This window comes from Streptomyces axinellae (assembly GCF_039532135.1).
Lineage (GTDB): Bacteria > Actinomycetota > Actinomycetes > Streptomycetales > Streptomycetaceae > Streptomyces > Streptomyces axinellae.
Window position 1 is genome coordinate 49,167 of sequence record NZ_BAAARJ010000010.1, and the last position, 18,463, is coordinate 67,629.

General features: G+C 71.5%; 12 protein-coding genes and 3 pseudogenes. 6 read left to right on the top strand and 9 right to left on the bottom strand.

What is annotated here, in order from left to right; translation table 11 throughout:
• The first annotated feature begins 58 nt into the window (after positions 1-58).
• The gene (locus ABD339_RS16560; RefSeq protein ID WP_425576017.1) at positions 59-820 is read left to right on the top strand and encodes a L,D-transpeptidase family protein; all 762 of its coding nucleotides are present in this window, start codon (positions 59-61) and stop codon (positions 818-820) included.
• A gap of 103 nt (positions 821-923) precedes the next feature.
• Here the strand turns inward: ABD339_RS16560 and ABD339_RS16565 are convergent.
• Positions 924-2,325, bottom strand: a pseudogene (locus ABD339_RS16565) (Gfo/Idh/MocA family protein).
• Positions 2,326-2,435: 110 nt separating this feature from the next.
• On the opposite strand from ABD339_RS16565, the pseudogene ABD339_RS16570 reads away from it, so the two are divergent.
• Positions 2,436-2,935, top strand: a pseudogene (locus ABD339_RS16570) (IS701 family transposase); the annotation flags it as partial.
• Positions 2,904-3,466, top strand: a pseudogene (locus ABD339_RS16575) (alpha amylase C-terminal domain-containing protein); the annotation flags it as partial. The pseudogenes ABD339_RS16570 and ABD339_RS16575, both read left to right, overlap by 32 nt.
• A gap of 105 nt (positions 3,467-3,571) precedes the next feature.
• On the opposite strand, the gene ABD339_RS16580 reads toward ABD339_RS16575, so the two are convergent.
• On the bottom strand, positions 3,572-6,544 hold the full coding sequence (locus ABD339_RS16580) for an FAD-binding and (Fe-S)-binding domain-containing protein (protein ID WP_344566772.1): 2,973 nt from the start codon (positions 6,542-6,544) through the stop codon (positions 3,572-3,574).
• A gap of 411 nt (positions 6,545-6,955) precedes the next feature.
• Positions 6,956-7,393 (bottom strand): MarR family winged helix-turn-helix transcriptional regulator, encoded by a 438-nt coding sequence (locus ABD339_RS16585; RefSeq protein WP_344566774.1) that lies wholly within the window; start codon positions 7,391-7,393, stop codon positions 6,956-6,958.
• Positions 7,394-7,608: 215 nt separating this feature from the next.
• Here ABD339_RS16585 and ABD339_RS16590 point away from each other — a divergent pair, with 215 nt between their 5' ends.
• Entirely contained in the window at positions 7,609-9,570 is a 1,962-nt protein-coding gene (locus ABD339_RS16590) for an ABC transporter ATP-binding protein (RefSeq protein ID WP_425576012.1), read from the top strand.
• Between the two features lie 405 nt (positions 9,571-9,975).
• On the opposite strand, the gene ABD339_RS16595 is transcribed toward ABD339_RS16590, so the two are convergent.
• Positions 9,976-11,277, bottom strand: coding sequence for an exo-beta-N-acetylmuramidase NamZ family protein (locus tag ABD339_RS16595; protein ID WP_344566776.1), 1,302 nt, complete (start codon positions 11,275-11,277; stop codon positions 9,976-9,978).
• Positions 11,278-11,456: 179 nt separating this feature from the next.
• On the opposite strand from ABD339_RS16595, the gene ABD339_RS16600 reads away from it, so the two are divergent.
• The gene (locus ABD339_RS16600) at positions 11,457-11,972 is read left to right on the top strand and encodes an O-acetyl-ADP-ribose deacetylase (protein ID WP_344566777.1); all 516 of its coding nucleotides are present in this window, start codon (positions 11,457-11,459) and stop codon (positions 11,970-11,972) included.
• A gap of 41 nt (positions 11,973-12,013) precedes the next feature.
• On the opposite strand, the gene ABD339_RS16605 is transcribed toward ABD339_RS16600, so the two are convergent.
• A complete protein-coding gene (locus ABD339_RS16605) occupies positions 12,014-12,820 on the bottom strand; it encodes an ABC transporter ATP-binding protein (RefSeq protein ID WP_344566778.1) in 807 nt (268 codons plus the stop codon).
• A gap of 376 nt (positions 12,821-13,196) precedes the next feature.
• Between ABD339_RS16605 and ABD339_RS16610 the strand changes: the two genes are divergently transcribed.
• Positions 13,197-13,451, top strand: a complete 255-nt coding sequence (locus tag ABD339_RS16610) for a hypothetical protein (RefSeq protein WP_344566780.1) — start codon at positions 13,197-13,199, stop codon at positions 13,449-13,451.
• Positions 13,452-13,975: 524 nt separating this feature from the next.
• On the opposite strand, the gene ABD339_RS16615 is transcribed toward ABD339_RS16610, so the two are convergent.
• The 4 genes from ABD339_RS16615 to ABD339_RS16630 are packed head-to-tail and all read right to left on the bottom strand — an operon-like array spanning position 13,976 to position 18,457.
• Positions 13,976-14,668: a LutC/YkgG family protein gene (locus tag ABD339_RS16615; RefSeq protein ID WP_344566782.1), complete on the bottom strand. Its 693-nt coding sequence runs from the start codon at positions 14,666-14,668 to the stop codon at positions 13,976-13,978.
• Positions 14,665-16,164, bottom strand: a complete 1,500-nt coding sequence (locus ABD339_RS16620) for a LutB/LldF family L-lactate oxidation iron-sulfur protein (RefSeq protein ID WP_344567037.1) — start codon at positions 16,162-16,164, stop codon at positions 14,665-14,667. The genes ABD339_RS16615 and ABD339_RS16620 overlap by 4 nt, the downstream gene beginning before the upstream one ends.
• A gap of 20 nt (positions 16,165-16,184) precedes the next feature.
• Positions 16,185-16,937: a (Fe-S)-binding protein gene (locus ABD339_RS16625; protein ID WP_344566784.1), complete on the bottom strand. Its 753-nt coding sequence runs from the start codon at positions 16,935-16,937 to the stop codon at positions 16,185-16,187.
• Positions 16,928-18,457: a rhamnulokinase gene (locus tag ABD339_RS16630; protein WP_344566786.1), complete on the bottom strand. Its 1,530-nt coding sequence runs from the start codon at positions 18,455-18,457 to the stop codon at positions 16,928-16,930. Before ABD339_RS16630 ends, ABD339_RS16625 begins: the two co-directional genes overlap by 10 nt.
• Positions 18,458-18,463 lie beyond the last annotated feature (6 nt).

Here is an 18,463-nt window from a genome sequence, read left to right on the forward strand (position 1 = left end):
TTCGGCGGCCATCGGCGAGGGCCGGGCAGCGGGAGCAGCACGCGGCGGGGCCGGTGCCATGGACGGAGGCAGGGCGAGCGCCCGGTCCAAGGCAAAGGCGGCCCTCATGGCGGGCGCGGCCGTGACGGCGCTGGCTGTGGTCCTTTCCGGCTGTGGCGCCGAAGACGGCGGCAGCGGCAGTGAGTCCTCGAGGTCGGGCGGCGACAAGTCGTCCGCGAAGGCGGAACGCGTCCAGGACCCGACGAAGATCCCCGGCGTGGGCGGCACCTACCAATCGAAGATCCCGGCCAAGAGCGACCAGGTCGTGGCCGTGGAAGGCCGGGGCAAGGATTCGGCCGACGCGACCGTGCGCCTGTACTCGCGGCAGGGCAAGAAGTGGAGCCAGGAGCGCAGCTGGTCGGCGCACAACGGCAAGAAGGGCTGGACACACAGCCACCACCAGGGGGACAAGCGCAGTCCGGTGGGTGTCTTCACGCTGTCCGACGCGGGAGGCGTACTCTCCGACCCGGGTGCCAAGCTGCCATACGCTCACACCGCGGCCTTCACACCGCCCACCTACTGGCCGAAGAAGACGCGGCACGATTTCGACCACGTCATCGCCATCGACTACAACCGCGTCAAGGGCACCAGCCCCCTCGACCCGACCCGTCCGCAGGGCCAGGCCAAGGGGGGCAGCATTTGGCTGCATATGGATCACGGCAGCGGCACATCAGGCTGCGTGAGCCTTTCCAAGTCCGGTATGACCACGCTCTTGCGCACGCTCGATCCGGCCAAGCATCCGGTGGTGGTGATGGGCGACAAGGCGTCGCTCACGGGATGAACCGTGCGGGGGCGCTCGCCGGATGAGCCCGAAGAGGCCGCTCAGTGGCTGAGCCCAAGCTCGGACCTGGAACTCTCCGGGCCCGGCACACGGCGCTCAGGGGTCATCCCTTCGGCCTGGGCGAATCCACCCCGTCGCGCTTCTTCTTCCACAGGCCCCTGGTGAAGTCCGGGATCTCCTGGGGTGCGCCGTGCGCCTTGATCGAGGCGTGGCTCAGTGGCACGGGTGAGGTCCAGGTCGCGGCGTCGTAGACGTCGAAGTACGGGACCAGCCCGAGCTGTATGCACCGCATCAGCCGGAACAGCATGATGTAGTCCATGCCGCCGTGTCCGCCGGGCGGATTGGCGTGCTCTTTCCAGAGCCAGTGGTCGAGGTCCTTGTACTTGTCGAAGTCGCCCCACTCGTCTCCGGATATCCCGGCTCCAGGTACATGCGGGGTGGGTAGTCCTCGAAGACACCCTTGGTGCCGCCGAGGACGTTGAGGCGGGAGTACGGGTGCGGGTTGGAGACGTCGTGCTCCAGTCGGATGACGCGGCCGTTGGCTGTCTGCACGAGACTTATCGACATGTCGCTCTTGATATATACGTCTCCTTCCAGCTCTCATGGTCCGGCGGCATGTTCTCCTTGCGGTAGGCGGCCGGCCCCAGGGAGGGGGAGCCGAACGTCGAGATGCGAACGGCCCGGTCGCCCCGGTTGACGTCCATGTAGTTGGCGGCCGGGCCGAAGCCGTGGTTCGGGTAGAGGTCGCCCCTCAGTCGGGTGTGCCACAGGCGGCGCCATGGGCCCTCGTAGTAGTCGGGGTCGAACATCAGCCCGCGCAGGTCGTGGAGGTAGGCGCCGGCGCTGTGCAGCAGGTCGCCGAAGAGGCCCTCGTGTGCCATGCGCGGCACGCGCATCTCGTTGTGCCCGTAGGCGCAGTTCTCCAGCCGCATGCAGTGCTTGCGGGTGCGTTCGGAGAGGTTGACCAGTTCCCACAACTGGTCCAGTTCCAGCGCGATGGGACACTCGACGCCCACGTGCTTGCCCGCCTCCATGGCCGCCTTGGCCATGGAGAAGTGCCAGTCCCACGGGGTGGCGACGTGGACGAAGTCCAAATCGCCGCGTGCGCACAGTTTCTCGAAGTCGTGTTCGTCCTTGGTGCAGACGGCGGGAGCGGGCTGGGCCGCTGCGGTGACCTTTTTCGCGGCTCGCTCGGTCTTCTCGCGCACCGGGTCGCACAGCGCTGTGACCCGTACGCCCTCCAGCGCGAGGAAGAGGTCGATCATGCTGCCGCCGCGCTGGCCCAGGCCGATGATGCCGACCCGGACGGTGCCGCGTCTCTCGAAGGGGACGCCGATCATCGTCTTGCCCTGTCGCGGCGGCACGGCGGGTGCGTGTTCCGCCTGTGGGCCGCTTGCGGGGCTGGTAGCGGCCTCGGCGGCTCCCGGCCCCAGTGCGCCGATGCCGAGCCCGGCGCCGGCCGTACGCAACGCCGAGCGGTGGCTGAATCCTTGGTCCTCGTTCATCGGGCCTCCCGCGGATCTCTGCATGCCGGAATGCGTGGAATTCCAGAACTCCGCCTAGTAGTGCTTCGTTACCTTGGGTGATCTTCCCTGCTTGTGGGCGCGCGTGGGGCATGAGGTTTGGGGAAGTCGAGCGGCTCCGCGGTGAGTTGGCCCAGTTTGTTGCCGATGTGTTCGGTTCGCTGCCCCGGAGAGGTCAGCGTCGTTGGGGCGAGTGCTATCTGCGGGGCTTGATGCTGGGAGGGCGGCGTCAGTCGGTCCAGCCGATGGCTGAGCGTCTGCCCGATGGTGACATGCAGGCGTTGCAGCGGTTCGTGAACCAGTCGCCGTGGGAGTGGGGGCCGGTGCGCCGCCGGATCGCCGAGCGGTTGTGCGAGGTGGTCCGGCCGCAGGTGTGGGTGATCGACGATGTCTCGTTCCCCAAGTGCGGCACCGCGTCGGTGGGGTGGCCCGCCAGTACTGCGGGGCGTTTGGGCAAGCGGGCGAACTGCCAGTCGCGGTGAGTGTGCATGCCGCAACCGATTCGGCGTCCTGCCCCCTGGAACGGGAGCTGTTCCTTCCCCGCGAATGGGCGGGGGATCGGCGGCGGGCTCGGCTCGCTCCAGAACATCGGGGGCGGCAAACTGGCGGGCGGCTCGGCCCGTACATTCGTCGACAACTGGGACACCGAGCGCAACGGTTCCACCCTCAGCTACAGGGACGGCGCCGCCTACGCGCTGGCGACCATCTTCATGCTGGCTCACCCTTACGGGTCGCCGAACGTGTACTCGGGCTATGAGTTCAGCGCCGGTGACGCCGGTCCGCCCAGCGGCGGCAGCGGCTGGACCGGCAACCATGCCAGGCCCGAGATCACGGCATGGTCGGCTTCCGCAACGCCGTCGGCGACGCCGGGTTGCGGGACTGGTGGTCGGAGGGGTCCGCACTCTCCTTCAGCCGGGGCGACCGGGGCTTCGTGGCGGTCAACAACGGCGACGCTGAGCTGAGCAGGACCTTCCAGACCTCACTGCCCGCCGGCACCTACTGCGACGTCGCCTCGGCGCAGGGCGGCTGCGGCCGGAAGGCGCAGGTGTCCGACAACGGCACGGCGCAACTGACGCTCCCCGCCCGCAGCGCCGTCGCGCTGTATGTGGAGGCCACCGGATAGCGAGCGGTACGCGTCGTCGCGGCGGGGCGGAAATGGCGGGGCCGCAGGCCCGGCAGCGCGCTCCGCCGCGACGGCCCCAGCAGCGCGCCTCGCCGTGACGTTGCCTCAGCGGGGCCTGGTCGCCCGCTCCAGCTCCTGAATGACGGAGTGGTAGCCGCGGTTGCCCGTCGCATGGTCGAGACCGATCTCGCAGGTGCGGTTGGCCGAGAGGTGGGCGTCGAAGGAGCGGGCGGTCACCTCCGCCGCTTCGCGAACCGTAGCGGCGGAGGTCAGCTCCTCGTGCAGCAGCCCCCGGTCGCCCGCGAAGGCGCAGCAGCCCGCATCCAGCGGGACGACGACTTCCTCCGCGCACGCCTCGGCGACCTGCCGCAGCTCCGCCTCGTCGCCCAGGTGCCGCATGGAGCACGTGGGGTGGAGGACGGCGGAGGCCACCCGCTGCTCGACCGTGAGCCGGGACAGCAGTTCCCGCGCGGCCCACACCAGGGAGTCGAAGATGGTCAGCCGCTCATGGAGCTTGCGATTGGCGGGCGTCAGATACGGGACGACCTCCTCCGCGATACCCAGGGTGCAGGAAGAGGCGTCCACGACCAACGGAAGATCACCGCCGTCCGTCCAGCGCCACGCGGCTTCGACCATCCGGTTGGCCATCAGCGTGTTGCCCGACACGTAGCCCTTGGAGTGCCAGATCGTCGCGCAGCAGGTGCCGGTGACATCGTCCGGGATCCACACCGGCCGCCCCGCGCGGGCCGAGACGATGACCATGGACTCGGGCAGCGAGAGCCCCTCGTAGCCCTCCGGATCGCCGAAGACGCGGTTGACACACGCCGGGTAGTAGACGGCGGCGGCCATCGTTCTCGCGGTCGCCGGCAGCCTCCTGGCAGCCGCTGCGGGGATTTCCGGCAGCCATGCCGGCACCAGGTCGGGGCGCAGGGCCCGGCGAGCCGCGCCCGTCATTTTGCCGAGCATCCGGTCGCCGAGATCGCCGCCCCGCCCGCGCAGGCGACCGCGCAGCTGGTCGGCGGCGGCCACCGCGAGGCGGGCCGAGCGCTCCACGCCCGCGAAGTGCCGCGCGGTGCGCTCGGCGGCGCGCTCCTCGCGCGGCGAGTGGCGGGCGTGCCGCAACTTCTTCATCAGCGCGCCCGTGTCGATGCCGACGGGGCAGTCCAGCTTGCAGGTGGAGTCGCCCGCACAGGTGTCCACCGCGTCGTACCCGTAGCTGTCCAGCAGGCTGTCGTTGACGGGGGAGCCGGGGGCCTGGCGCGTCATCTCGCGGCGCAGAACGATGCGCTGGCGCGGCGTGGTGGTCAGATCCTCGCTGGGGCAGGTCGGTTCGCAAAAGCCGCACTCGATGCACGGGTCGGCCGGCGCTTCGATGCCGGGGATGGACTTCAGGCCCTTCAGATGGGCCCTGGGATCCCGGTCCAGCAATACGCCCGGGGCCAGCACCCCGGCCGGGTCCAGCAGGCGCTTGATCCGCCACATCAGCTCCGTGGCCCGGGCACCCCACTCCAGCTCCAGGAAGGGCGCGATGTTGCGGCCCGTGGCGTGCTCGGCCTTCAAAGAGCCGTCGAAGCGTTCCACCGTCATCCGGCAGAACTCGTCCATGAAGGCGGCGTAGCGCTCGACATCGGCGGGCTCGGCCGCGTCGAAGGCCAGCAGGAAGTGCAGGTTGCCGTGTGCCGCGTGCCCCGCTACGGCCGCGTCGAAGCCGTGTGCGCGCTGGAGTTCCAAGAGGGCCTCGCACGCCTCGGCCAGACGGGAGGGCGGGACGGCGAAGTCCTCGGTGATCAGGGTCGTACCGGAGGGCCGTGAGCCGCCCACGGCGGTGACGAACGCCTTGCGCGCCTTCCAGTATCCGGCGATCGTCTTCGCATCCCGCGTCAGTTCGTTGGTGACGGACGCGACCGGCGCGACCAGCTCCAGCCCTGCGAGCACCTCGCGGACCGCCTGCTCGCACTCCTCACGCGACGAGTCGTCGGGAGAGCGGAACTCCACCAGCAGCGCGGTGGTCTCCTGGGGCAGCCGGGCCCAGTCCTGTGGCACCCCGGAGACGCTGACCGAGGCGCGCAGGGTGTTCCCGTCCATCAGCTCGACGGCCATCGCGCCCGCCTCGGTGAAGCGGGGCACGGCGGCAGCGGCGGCCGAAAGGGCGGGGAAGAAGAACAGCCCTGTCGAGGTGCGCCGGTACAGGGGCAGCGTGTCGAAGACAAGCTCCGCCAGGAAGCCCAGGGTCCCCTGGGAGCCCACCATGAGGCCGCGCAGAATCTCCACCGGCGTCGCGCCGTCGAGGAAGGCGTCCAGGCGGTATCCGTTGGTGTTCTTCAGCTCGTACTTGGCGCGGATACGGGCGACCAGCCCCTGGTCCGCCTCGACCTCGGCCTTGAGCGCCATCAGGCCCTCGCACAGCGCCGGTTCGGCCCGCGCCAGGTCCTCCTCGGCCGTCGGACTCGCCGTGTCCACGACCGTGCCGCTCGGCAGGACGGCGGTAAGGGAGGAGACCGTACGGTAGGAGTTGCGCGTGGTGCCCGCGGTCATGCCCGACGCGTTGTTGGCGACCACGCCGCCCACCGTGCAGGCGATGGCGCTCGCGGGGTCGGGCCCCAACAGCCTCCCGTACGGCGCCAGGGCGGCATTGGTGCGGAACACCGTCGTTCCGGGGCGGACCCGCACACGGCTGCCGTCGGGATCCAGGACCTCGGTGCCCGCCCAGTGGCGGCGTACGTCCACCAGGATGTCCTCGCCCTGCGCCTGCCCGTTCAGCGAGGTGCCGGCGGAGCGGAAGACAACGTCACGGCCGTTGCCTCGCGCGTAGGAGAGCACGGCCGAGATGTCCGCCACGTCCTCGGCCAGCACCACGGCCTGGGGTACGAAGCGGTAGGGGCTCGCGTCGGAGGCGTAGCGCACCAGGTCGGAAATCGTGGAGAGCACTTTGCCGGGGCCCAGCAGCCGCTCCAGATCACCCCGCAGCGGCTGGGCGGTGCCCTGGGCCCGTGCGTCGGGGACCCGGTCGGCGGCCGGGCGGTGCCCGGCGCCGGTCAGCGGGCGCAGGGTGCCCGGCTTCGGTTCGAACAGCGGCATGCCATCTCCTGGGCGCACGGCGGGACGGGGCCGGAAAACCCCGGGCGGGGGACCGGACCAGGTGTCCGCGCGCCGCACATGCTAGTGCCCCTCCCGGCAAGCTTTGCCCCGTCGCGCCGCCCGGCACGCCCGCTCGCGGCGTTGGCCGAAAGCCCTGGTAGCTCCTTCTCCAAGCTCTCGACTTCTCCCCCGGCCTTCGGCCGGGAGGGACCCCCAGAGCAGGGGAGACCCCGACCAAGGACTTCCGGCCGCCTTGCGATCGCACGCTGCCCCACGCTCGGCTCCGCTCGCGCGGGCGGTGCCCCCACGACGACGCTCCTCGACGGGCAAACATCGCCGGTCACGGCACTGGTTCGCCCCAGCGGCACGACACGGCAGCGGCCAACTGTTCCGCCAGGTCACCGGCCGGGGTCAGCGGCCCGCGTCCAGCAGCGTCAGCAGCCGGCTCAGATCTTCCCGCTGGCCGGGCGAGAGCGGCGCCAGCAGCTCCTCGGCCGCCGACCGGCGGGCCCGGCGCAGCTCCTTGAGCGCGCTGGTGCCTCCCTCGGTCAGCTCGATGCGGATCACCCGGCGGTTGGCCGTATCCGGCGCCCGGCGTACGAGGCCGCGCTCCTCCAGCGCGTCCACCAAGCTGGTCACCTGGCGGGGGACCACCCCCAGGCGCTCGGCGAGGTCGGCCATCCGGGGAGGTTCCGGGCTGTGCGAGAGGGTGCGCAGCAGCCGGGCCTGCGCGGGGGTGACGCCCACAGGGGCGAAGTTCTGCCGGTGCGCGTGGTTGATCCGCTTGGTCAGGCGCAGGAGCTGGTCCGCCAGGTCTCCGGCGGATTCGTCAGCGAGGGGATGAACCATGACCGAAGGCTATCAGGACCTGATTCATTGTGAATATAGGTAACGATGAACTATGCTCGCTCATCGTCGTCGGAAATGGGCGAGCGCCGGCGGCCCCCGCGCCTGCCTGCGTGCCGGGCTCGCGGCCACGGCACGCCGCACATGACCGCGAACCCCGCCACGTCCTGCGTACGCACACGCCTTCCCGCGTTTTCCCTCCCACCTCAAGGAGTCCCTTGCCTCATGAGAGCCCCGGCTGGACGCCGTCTCCCCCAGGCCGCACGTCCTCGACCCCACACCGCACCCCCTCACCCGGGGACCGGCCGACCACCGAGCGGCCGGCGGAGCAGCCGGCCCAGGTGCGCCGGATTCTCCGCCTCTTCCGCCCCTACCGCGCCCGCCTGACCCTGGTCGGCCTGCTCGTCGGCGCCTCCTCGCTGGTCTCTGTCGCCTCTCCCTTCCTGCTGCGCGAGATCCTCGATGTGGCCATCCCGCACCAGCGCACCGGCCTGCTCTCGCTGCTCGCGCTCGGCATGATCGCCACCGCCGTGATGACCAGCGTCTTCGGCGTGCTCCAGACGCTGATCAGCACGACCGTCGGCCAGCGCGTCATGCACGACCTGCGCACCGGTGTCTACGCCAAGCTCCAGCAGATGCCGCTGGCCTTCTTCACCCGTACGAGGACGGGCGAGGTCCAATCCCGTATCGCCAACGACATCGGCGGCATGCAGGCCACCGTCACCTCCACGGCGACCTCGCTGGTCTCCAACCTCACCAGCGTCGTCGCGACCGTCGTCGCCATGCTCGCCCTGGACTGGCGGCTGACCATCGCCTCGCTCGTGCTGCTGCCCTTCTTCGTGTGGGTGAGCCGGCGGGTGGGGCGTGAGCGCAAACGGATCACGACCGAGCGGCAGAAACAGATGGCCGCCATGTCCGCCATCGTCACCGAGTCCCTCTCCGTCAGCGGTGTCCTGCTCGGTCGCACCATGGGCCGGGCCGACTCCCTCACCACCACCTTCGCCGACGAGTCCGAACGACTGGTCGATCTCGAGGTCCGCTCCAGCATGGCGGGGCGCTGGCGGATGTCCACCATCGGCATCGTCATGGCCGCCATCCCCGCGCTGTTGTACTGGACCGCCGGAATGCTGATGGACTTCGGTGGCCCGGCCTTCTCGATCGGCACCCTCGTCGCCTTCGTCACCCTCCAGCAGGGGCTTCTGCGCCCCACCGTCTCCCTTCTGACCACCGGCGTGGAGATGCAGACCTCGCTCGCGCTCTTCCAGCGCATCTTCGAATACCTCGACCTGCCCGTGGACATCACCGAGCCGCGCCATCCGGTCGCCCTGCCGGAGGTGAAGGGTGAAGTCCGCTTCGAACACGTCGACTTCTCCTACGACTCCGGCGGCGCCACCGGGTCCGAGCAGCCCCGGGCCGTGCCGGAGAGCGGCGCCGGATACACGCTGCACGACATCGACCTGACCGTTCCGGCGGGCACCAGCTTGGCCGTCGTCGGCGCGACGGGCTCCGGCAAGAGCACCTTGAGCTACCTGGTCCCGCGTCTGTACGACGTGACCTCCGGACGGGTCACCCTCGACGGGGCCGACGTGCGCGACCTGGAGTTCGCCACGCTCTCGGACGCCGTGGGCGTGGTCTCCCAGGAGACCTACCTCTTCCACGCCACCGTCGCCGACAACCTCCGCTTCGCCAAACCGGACGCCTCCGACGAAGAGCTGCGCTCCGCCGCTCGTGCCGCCCAGATCCACGACCAGATCACCGCGCTGCCCGAGGGCTACGACACGCTCGTGGGGGAGCGCGGATACCGCTTCTCCGGTGGCGAGAAGCAGCGCCTGGCCCTCGCGCGCACCATCCTGCGCGATCCGCCCGTGCTGATCCTGGACGAGGCCACCAGCGCCCTCGACACCCGCACCGAACGCGCCGTACAGGAGGCCATCGACGCGCTCTCGGCCGGACGCACCACCTTGACCATCGCCCACCGCCTGTCCACAATCCGGGACGCCGACCAGATCGTCGTCCTGGACTCCGGCCGGATAGTGGAGCGCGGCACCCACGACGAACTCCTGGCCCTGGACGGCCGGTACGCGGCCCTGGTGCGGCGCGACAGCCGGACCGCCGACGCCGTGGCCGGTGCGGACGACGGCTTCGCGCAGCATCCGGAGGCGGGCGCCACGGTCGGGTGAGGGCGCGGCAGGATCCCTGAACGGGCCGCGGCGCTCACGGTTGGCAGCGATGTGGCGCGGACCGGATGGCGAGCCGCTGTGCCCTGCGTGCGGCTCGCCCGGCGCGAGGCTGCCTCGGTGTCGCTCGCGCTGGGACGCCGCTGCGAGTTCGCCGTCGGGGCCTGGCCCGTCCTGGTGTTCGCCGCCGCCGCCCGGCTGACCCCCACCCGCCCGACCGAGACCGCGATGGTGCTGCGGGAAGGGGAGGTCGCCGACAGGTTCGGACGGCTCGGCGGGGGTGCAAGCCCACCGAGAGCGAAAGGCCCTACAGCCTGGCCCGCGACCGCCGTACCTGGACCGGGCTGTGACGCTCGGCCACCGCTGTGCGCCGCCCCGTCGCCGGGTCAGCGGAGCCCAGCGGCCGGGTCAGCGGTAGAGCAGATACGGCCGGCGTGTCCGCTCGAAGTCGCGCACCTCTCCCCGCCACACGGCGGTGACCTCCGCCATGCCGCCCCCCGCGTCGATCATCTCGCGCAGCCGGGGTGAGCCGGACAGCTTGTCGATCCAGAACGGCCGCCCGGGGTCGGCGTCCTCGCGCCAGGCGAAGTCCTCGTATTTCCTGGCCTCCACCAGCATGGCGACGGCGGTCGGCACCGCCTCGTAGCGCGCCGGATCGGTCACCAGCAGCTGCACGCCGGCGCAGGTCCTGCCCTCGTGCTTGCTGAAGGTGGGCACGAAGTAGCCCTCCCTGAAGCGCACTCCGGGCAGCCGCAGGGCGTTGAGACGGTCGCTGTAGCGGTAGTCGAGAAACGGCGCGCCGACGAACTGGAACGGCTGCGTGGTGCCCCGGCCCTCGGAGAGGTTCGTTCCCTCGAAGTATCCGGTGCCCGCATAGGCCGTCGCCGTGTCCGGCGTCGGCATATTGGGGGAGGGCGGCACCCAGGGGAGTCCCGTCCGCTGGGCGGTCGCCTCCGGATCCCAGCCGCGCACGCGCACCACCTCCAGTTCAACCCTGCCGCCATCCCCCTCTGTCGGCAGCAGTTCGCCGTTGAAGTAGCGCGCCAGCTCTCCGACGGTCATACCGTGCTGCTGGATGATCGGCTTGAGCCCGACGCCGGATGCGAACTCCGGTCTCAGCAGCGGGCCGTCCGCTCTGCGGCCCAGCGGGTTGGGCCGGTCCAGGACGACGAAGGAGGCACCGTTGGAGCGGGCCGCCACCATGGCCTGGTACATCGTCCAGATGTAGGTGTAGAAGCGCACTCCCACGTCCTGGATGTCGAAGACCACCGTGTCCGCGCCCGCCTTCCGGAACAGAGCGGCCATCTTCCGCGCGTCGGCGCCGTACGCGTCGTAGACGGTGAGGCCGGTGCGCGGATCCTTGAACTCCGGCTCGGATTCCCCCGCCTGCGCGCTGCCCCGGAAACCGTGTTCCGGACCGAAGACCCCGACGATGTCCAGCTCCTTGTGCGCCGCCATCGAATCGACCACATGACGGGCGTCGCGCAGGATGCCTGTCGGATTGCTGATGACGCCCACCTTGCGGCCCCGCAGAATCCGCCACCCGCCGGCAGCCGCCGAGTCCGCACCCGGGGTGACCCCGTGCGACCCGCGCCCCTCCCGGCGCTGCCCCGGGGAGGCGGCAGCCGCGTCACGGGCGAGCAGCGGCGCCGTCAGAGCGGCGGCCGTACCGCCGGCCATCAGCGAACGGCGAGAGGGGGCGCTGGCCATGGCGGACCATCCTTCCGGGCGACACGGTACGGCCGCTGCCGGCGGAGACCGGCGCGGCCGGTGGGACCGGCTCCTGCGAACTGGTGGGCAAGCTAATACGAAGGTGTCACTGCCGACCAGGGTGCGTGCGGCGGGCAACCCGGGTGCGCACCGACACGCGCCGCGCGAGGATGGGCCGTATGCCGAAACCCCGTATCAATCCGGTCCAGGGCGACATCACCGAGCAGGACGTGGACGCCGTCGTGAACGCCGCCAACTCCTCGCTGCTGGGCGGGGGAGGTGTGGACGGTGCGATTCACCGCCGAGGCGGCCCGGACATCCTCGCCGAGTGCCGGAAGCTGCGTGCCGAGCGGTTCCCCGACGGGCTGCCCGCCGGTCAGGCGGCGGCCACCACCGCGGGCAGGCTGCCGGCCCGCTGGGTGATCCACACCGTCGGGCCCGTATGGAGCCGGCAGGAGGACCGGTCCGGACTGCTTGCCTCCTGCCACCGCGAGTCGCTGCGCGTCGCGCGCGAACTCGGCGCCCGCACCGTCGCGTTCCCCGCGATCTCCACCGGCGTCTACCGCTGGCCGCTCAAGGACGCGGCGCGCATCGCGGTCAGCACACTCCAGGAAGAGGGCGAGGGCTTCGCCGAACTGCGCCTCGTCCTGTTCGGCAAGGAGGCGTATGAAGCTTTCTGTGCTGCCGTGCTCTGAGGACGCGCGGGCTGCCCGGGGCCCGGCCCCGCCCGCGCCGTTCAGGAGTTGCGGCCCGAGCGGGCCAGCCAGCGGCCGTCCTGGGAGGTGACCTCGACCGGGCGTCCGAAGCACTGCGTCATCAGCTCTCCGGTGAGCACTTCGGCGGCGGGCCCGCGGGCGCACACCCTGCCCTCGCGCAGCAGCAGCGCGTGGGTGGTGCTCGGCGGCAGCTCCTCCAGATGGTGGGTGACCATGATCGTCGCCAGCGACGGGCGGTCGGCCGCCAGCCGGTGCAGCGCGTCGATCAGATCCTCGCGGGAGGGCAGGTCCAGCGCGTTGAACGGCTCGTCGAGCAGGAGCAGCGACGGGGAGGGCATCAGCGCGCGGGCGATCAGGATGCGGGCCCGCTGTCCTCCCGAGCACACTCCGAACGGCCGGTCGGCCAGTTCCTTGCACTCCAGCTCGGAGAGCAGATCGGTGGCCTGCTGCCGGGTCTCCTCGCCGTATTTGCGCCACAGCGGCTGCACGGTGCCCGTCGCGCCGGTCAGCACGACCGTGTGCGCCGTCGCGTCCTGCGGGACACGCTGGGAGCCGGAGACATGGCCGATGTGGGTCCGCAGCTCGCGCACATCCACCCGGCCGAGCCGGTTGCCCAGCACCTCGACGCTGCCGGCCGTGGGGAACATGACCGCGCCGACCAGCTTGAGCAGCGTCGTCTTGCCTGCCCCGTTGGCCCCCAGCAGGGCCCAGTGCTCACCGGCGCCCACCGACCAGTCGATTCCGTCGAGGATGACCTGGTCCGTGGTGACGCGGCGGACACCGGCCCCTTCGATCGACGCGACCTGACGGGGCGAGGGCTGGTTCATCACGGGCCTCCCGGGGACGTAGTGCGGACGGACACGGCACATGCGGAGCCACGGCGCGGCCGTGCGGGCGTACAGGTTAGCTGTATGTTGCACCGGTTCGCGCCGGCGTCTCACCACCGCCTCCGGCCGGCAGCACGGCGAAGCTCCGTGCCGTCCGGTCAGACACGGCGAGCACCCCGCCGCGAGGGCGGGGGATGTCCATGGGAGCGGAGGGAGCGGCCGGTGTCCGTCCGGATGCCTGGACGGCTGCCGTCGGCCCCCGCGGCCGACGGTCGCTGGACATCCGCATTTCCGCGTTTCCGCTCAGTGGTTCCTGAGCGCTTTCCGGCGACGACAAGCCCTCGTCTCCGGGGAGCGGCGGCATGGCCCCTGCCCCGTGCACGAGGACAGCATGGCGCTCGGTGCCGCCCGACTGCTCGGCCGCGAGCGATCCAGCGTTCAAAAGCAGCTCGACACGATGAACCGCAAGCTCGGTGAGCACTGCGGCGAGCCCCTGCCGCGCAAGCGGGTGCGTGGCGAGCGTGTGCAGTTCGCCGCCACCGGCGAGGAGTTGGCGCGGCTGGCGCGCGGCACCTCGACCAGTGGCGCGAGGGACTGGACGACGCCCGCGGACGCAGCGGTCGCAGCCTGAAGGTCGGCTCGCTCCGCTACACCCCCGGCTACCTCCTGGACGCGGTCGGACAGGTCAACGACCGGTTCGTGAGCGGGGGCGTGGAGCCGGGGATGGCGCACGTATGCAGCGGAACCCTCGTGGAGACGCTGCGCACACACGAACTCGGCCTGGTGTGCGGCGGCGTCCGCACCTCGGCGTCCGCGGGGGCCGCCGAGAACGAGGCACGCTTCGACGGCTACGAGGTCAAGGAGTGGCGGCGCAGCGGGCTGTCCCTGGTCACCGACCAGGACGACGCCGCGCTGCCCTGGGAGGGGGCCGGGGTGCGCTCCCTGGCCTCGACGCCGCCGGTGGTGTCGGCCGACGGACTGATCCGGCGACTTCCTGCGCGGCTGGTTCGGCCCGGACTACCGCCGCGGGATGCGCAGCGCAGCGGCCATGTCCTGACCCCGGTGACCGGTGCCTGTCGCAGCTCCCGACGACGGGTGCCGGTCCCGGGTGACAGACACACCGCCCGTCGTGCTCATCCGCTGCTGTCCCGGGTCCTACACGCCGGAGGTGTCCCGGTTCCCGGGTTCCTGGTCCTCGGTGACCAGGACGACATCGAGGGCGCGCGGCCCGTGCACGCCCTCCACCCGGTCGAGTTCGATGTCGCTGGTCGCCGAAGGGCCGGAGATCCAGGTCTGCGGGCGCCGGGCGTCGAGCCGTTCGAGGGCCTGCGGAACGGAGCCGACGACCTGTTCGGGCACCCGCACCACACAGATGTGGTGATCCGGTACGAGCGTGATGCGCCGGCGGCCTTGGTCCCCGGAGGCGTCCAGCACCAGGGTGCCCGTTTCCGCGATCGCCACCGCGCAGCCCGTCACCACGCTGTCGGCCCCGTCCAGGTCGCGCGCCGTCAGTTCGGCCGAGTCCGGCATGCGCCGTACTCCCCGGGGGAGCCAGGCATCCGGCACGCCGTCCGGGCTGACCACTGTGCGCGAGCCCCGTTCGGCGAGCAGCGCGGCGATGGTGGCCGGCAGTTCCCGGCGGGTGCTGTGATGAACCCGGGCGCGGTAGTCGGCCAGGTGCTCGGCCAGCAGCCGTGCCGTCTCCCCGGCGGTGCGCTCGCCGTGGACGCGCAGATAGCCGCGTGGCACCCCGGGCGCGTCCGGCTCGGGTGCGTCCGGCCGCTCCGTGCGCGGTACGTCGGTCAGTGCACGGCGCACCCGGCCGAGCACGATGTCACGGTGGTTCATCCGGCGGCCCCCTCGCGTCCGTCCGCGCCGCCCCGGCTCTGTGCGGCATCCCGCCCCGGGCCCCTCGTGCGGCGCCACCAGTCGCGGAAGGACTCCGGCGGCAGGGCGGGAAGATCCCGGGTGTCCGTCCAGGCGCGGCCCGGCCCCGGCACCCTGTGCGGCACCATCCGGCGGGCGCGCGAGGCGAGGCGCTCCCCGGCGCGCAGCACGCCCGGATGGTCGAAGGTCCAGGCCGCCGCGCGCATCGCGGCCCGTTCGGCGGCGTGGCCCCTGGCGGGCTTCACGGTAGTGCGCTGCCCGCGCACGGTGACCGTCCCGCCCTGCACCACCCGCTCGCGCAGATGCACCAGGACTTCGGGGATGTCGATGGCCACCGGGCACACCTCGTAGCAGGCGCCGCACAGCGAGGAGGCGTAGGGCAGCGAGGCGTCCAGGCCGGTCGCCATGCTGTCCAGCTGCGGGGTCAAGATCGCCCCGATCGGCCCCGGGTAGGGGGATCCGTAGGCGTGCCCCCCGGCGCGTTCGTAGACGGGGCAGACGTTGAGACAGGCGGAGCACCGGATGCAGCGCAGCGTCTGGCGGCCCACCTGGTCGGCGAGGATGTCGGTGCGGCCGTTGTCGAGCAGCACCAGATGGAAGTGGCGCGGGCCGTCGCCCTCGGTGGTGCCGGTCCACATCGAGGTGTAGGGGTTCATTCGCTCGGCCGTCGAGGAGCGGGGCAGCAGTTGGAGGAAGACTTCCAGGTCGCGCCAGGTGGGCACGATCTTCTCGATGCCCACGACCGAGATCAGTGTCTCGGGCAGCGACAGGCACATCCGGCCGTTGCCCTCGGACTCGACCACGACCAGGGTGCCGCTCTCGGCCACCATGAAATTCGCGCCGGATACTCCCACTTTGGCGTTCAGGAACTTCTCCCGCAGATGCAGCCGCGCCGCCTCCGCCAGGTCGGCCGGGTCATCGGTGAGACCCTCCGGTGCCGCGCGCCCCCAGTGGCCCATCCGGGTACGGAAGATCTCCCGGATCTCGCCCCGGTTGCGGTGGATGGCGGGGACCAGGATGTGGGACGGGTGGTCGTCACCGAGCTGCACGATCAGCTCCGCCAGGTCCGTCTCGCAGGCGGCGATCCCGGCCCGCTCCAGTGCCTCGTTGAGGCCGATCTCCTGGGTGGCCATGGACTTGACCTTGACGACCTCGCGCTCGCCGGTGTCGCGCACCAGCCGGGTGACGATCCGGTTGGCCTCCTCGGCGTCGGCCGCCCAGTGCACGGTGCCGCCGGCCGCTGTGACGGCCTCCTCCAACTGCTCCAGGTAGTGGTCGAGGTGGCGCAGCGTGTGGTCCTTGATGCGGGCGCCGGCCGAACGCAGCTCCGGCCAGTCCGCCAACTCGGCGACGGCCGTGGCTCGTTTGTCGCGGATGGTGTGCGTGGCGTGGCGCAGGTTGCCGCGCAGCCGCTCGTCCTTGGTGGAGACTTCGGCGGCCTGCGGGAAGGGCGGCATCCCCAGATAGGTCACGGTGCTCACAGCGGCGCCTCCTCCGTGCTCGCCAGGATCTCCGCCAGGTGGACGGGGCGCACCGGGGAACCGGCCCGGGAGAGGGTTCCGCCGATGTGCATCAGGCAGGAGTTGTCGAGCGCGCACACGGCGTCGGCGCCGCTCGCCGCGATGTGCCGGGCTTTGTCGGCTCCCATGGCCGCCGAGACCGCCGCGTTCTTGACAGCGAAGGTGCCGCCGAACCCGCAGCACTCCTCGGCGCCTTCCAGCTCCCGCAGCTCCATCCCCCTGACCCGCTCCAGCAGCCGCCTGGGCCGCTCGCCCAGGCCCAGCATCCGCAGACCGTGGCAGGTGGGGTGGTAGGTGACCGTATGCGGGTACCAGGCGCCGACATCGGTGACGCCCAGCACGTCCACCAGGAACTCCGTCAGCTCCCAGGTACGCGGAACCATCCGCTCCGCCACCGCCCGCAGTGCCTCGCCCCGGCCCTCGGCCACCGCCTTCGCCCCGATGCGCGGGTAGTTGTCCCGCACCATCGCGGCGCACGAACCGGAGGGCACGACGATGTGGTCGTAGCCCTCGAACGCGGCGGCGTACCGGTGGACCAGCGGCTCGGTCGCGTGCCGGTACCCGGTGTTGAACTGCGGCTGCCCGCAGCAGGACTGGGCCTCGGGGAAGTCCACCTCCACGCCCAGCCGCTCCAGCAGCGTCACCACGGCGCGGCCCGTGCCCGGATAGAGCGCGTCGTTGAGGCAAGTGACGAAGAGCGCTACGCGCACGGCGTCTCCTTCCCGTGCTCACGGACGCGGGCGGCGGCCCGCTCCCAGGCCGCCTGATCACCCGCCGGGGCATACTGTCGCAGCCGCAGGCTCTCGCGCACCAGGCCCCGGAGCGCCTCCAGTGGCCCGTTCACCACCCCGGCGGTACGGGCCTGGACCAGTACGTTCCCGTATGCCGCCGCCTCCACAGGGCCCGCGACCACCGGCAGCCCGCAGGCGTCGGCGGTCAGCCGGCACAGCAGCGCGCTGCGTGCCCCGCCGCCGACCACGTGAACCGCCTCCACCTCCTGGCCGGACAGTCGCCGTGCGTCGAAGACGGCCTGCCGGTGCGCCAGGGCGAGGGAGTCCAGGACGCAGCGGACCGTCTCGGCCGGGTCGCGCGGAACCGGCTGGTCCGTCCGGCGGCAGGCCGCGGCGATCCGCTCGGGCATCCGGTCCGGCGCCAGGAACTCCGGGCTTCCCGCGTCGATGACCGACCGGAGCCCCGGCATCCGGGCAGCGCCTTCGAGCAGCGCCTCCAGGTCGTGCGGGCCGCCTTCGGCCCGCCAGGTGCGCAGACACTCCTGGAGCAGCCACAGGCCCATGATGTTGCGCAGATAGCGCACGGTGCCATCCACGCCCAGTTCGTTGGTGAAGTTCGCCAGCCGGCTCTCCTCGGTGCGTACAGGGGAGGACAGCTCCACCCCCGCCAGCGACCAGGTGCCGGTGGCGATATAGGCGAACCTGTCACCCGTCGCCGGTACCCCGGCCACTGCCGAAGCGGTGTCGTGCGCCCCCACGGCGGTGACGGGCACCGGTCCTTCCAGGCCCGTCTCGGCCAGCACTCCCGGCAGCAGCGTTCCGGCCGCGTCGCCGGGTGAGCGCAGCGGCCAGAACAGCGACAAGTCGATTCCCGCGGCTTCGGCCACCGGCCGCGACCAGTCGCGGGTACCCGGATCGATCAGCTGGGTGGTGGAGGCGATGGTGGTCTCCGTGCCGCCGAGCCCCGTCAGCCAGTAGGAGATCAGGTCGGGGGTGAGGAGCATCCGGTGGGCCGCTGACAGTTGCCGCGATCCGCGGGCGGCTGCCAGCTGGTACAGCGTGTTGATCGGCAGGTGCTGGAGGCCCGTGTGCGCGTACAGCTCCCGTGCGGGGAGGAGCTTGTCGATCTCGGCCGCCATGCCCTCCGTTCGCGCGTCGCGGTAGTGCACCGGGTTGCCCAGCAGCGCTCCGTCCGCGTCCAGCAGGCCGTAATCGACGCCCCAGGAGTCGATGCCCACCGAGGCCAAGTCCCCGGGGGCGGTACCGGCCGAGATTCCGGCGGCCCGCAGCCCGTCCAGCACCCCCCGGTAGAGCGCGAGGATGTCCCAGTGCAGCGTGCCGTGCACCCGGACGGGACGGTTCTCGAAGCGGTGCACCTCCTCCAGGGCGAGCTTGCCGTCGGCGGGACGGCCGAGGATGACGCGCCCGCTGGACGCGCCCAGATCGACGGCGGCGAACGCGCCGTTGGCGGCGGACGCGCCGGGGCCGGAAGGCGGCATTGGCGA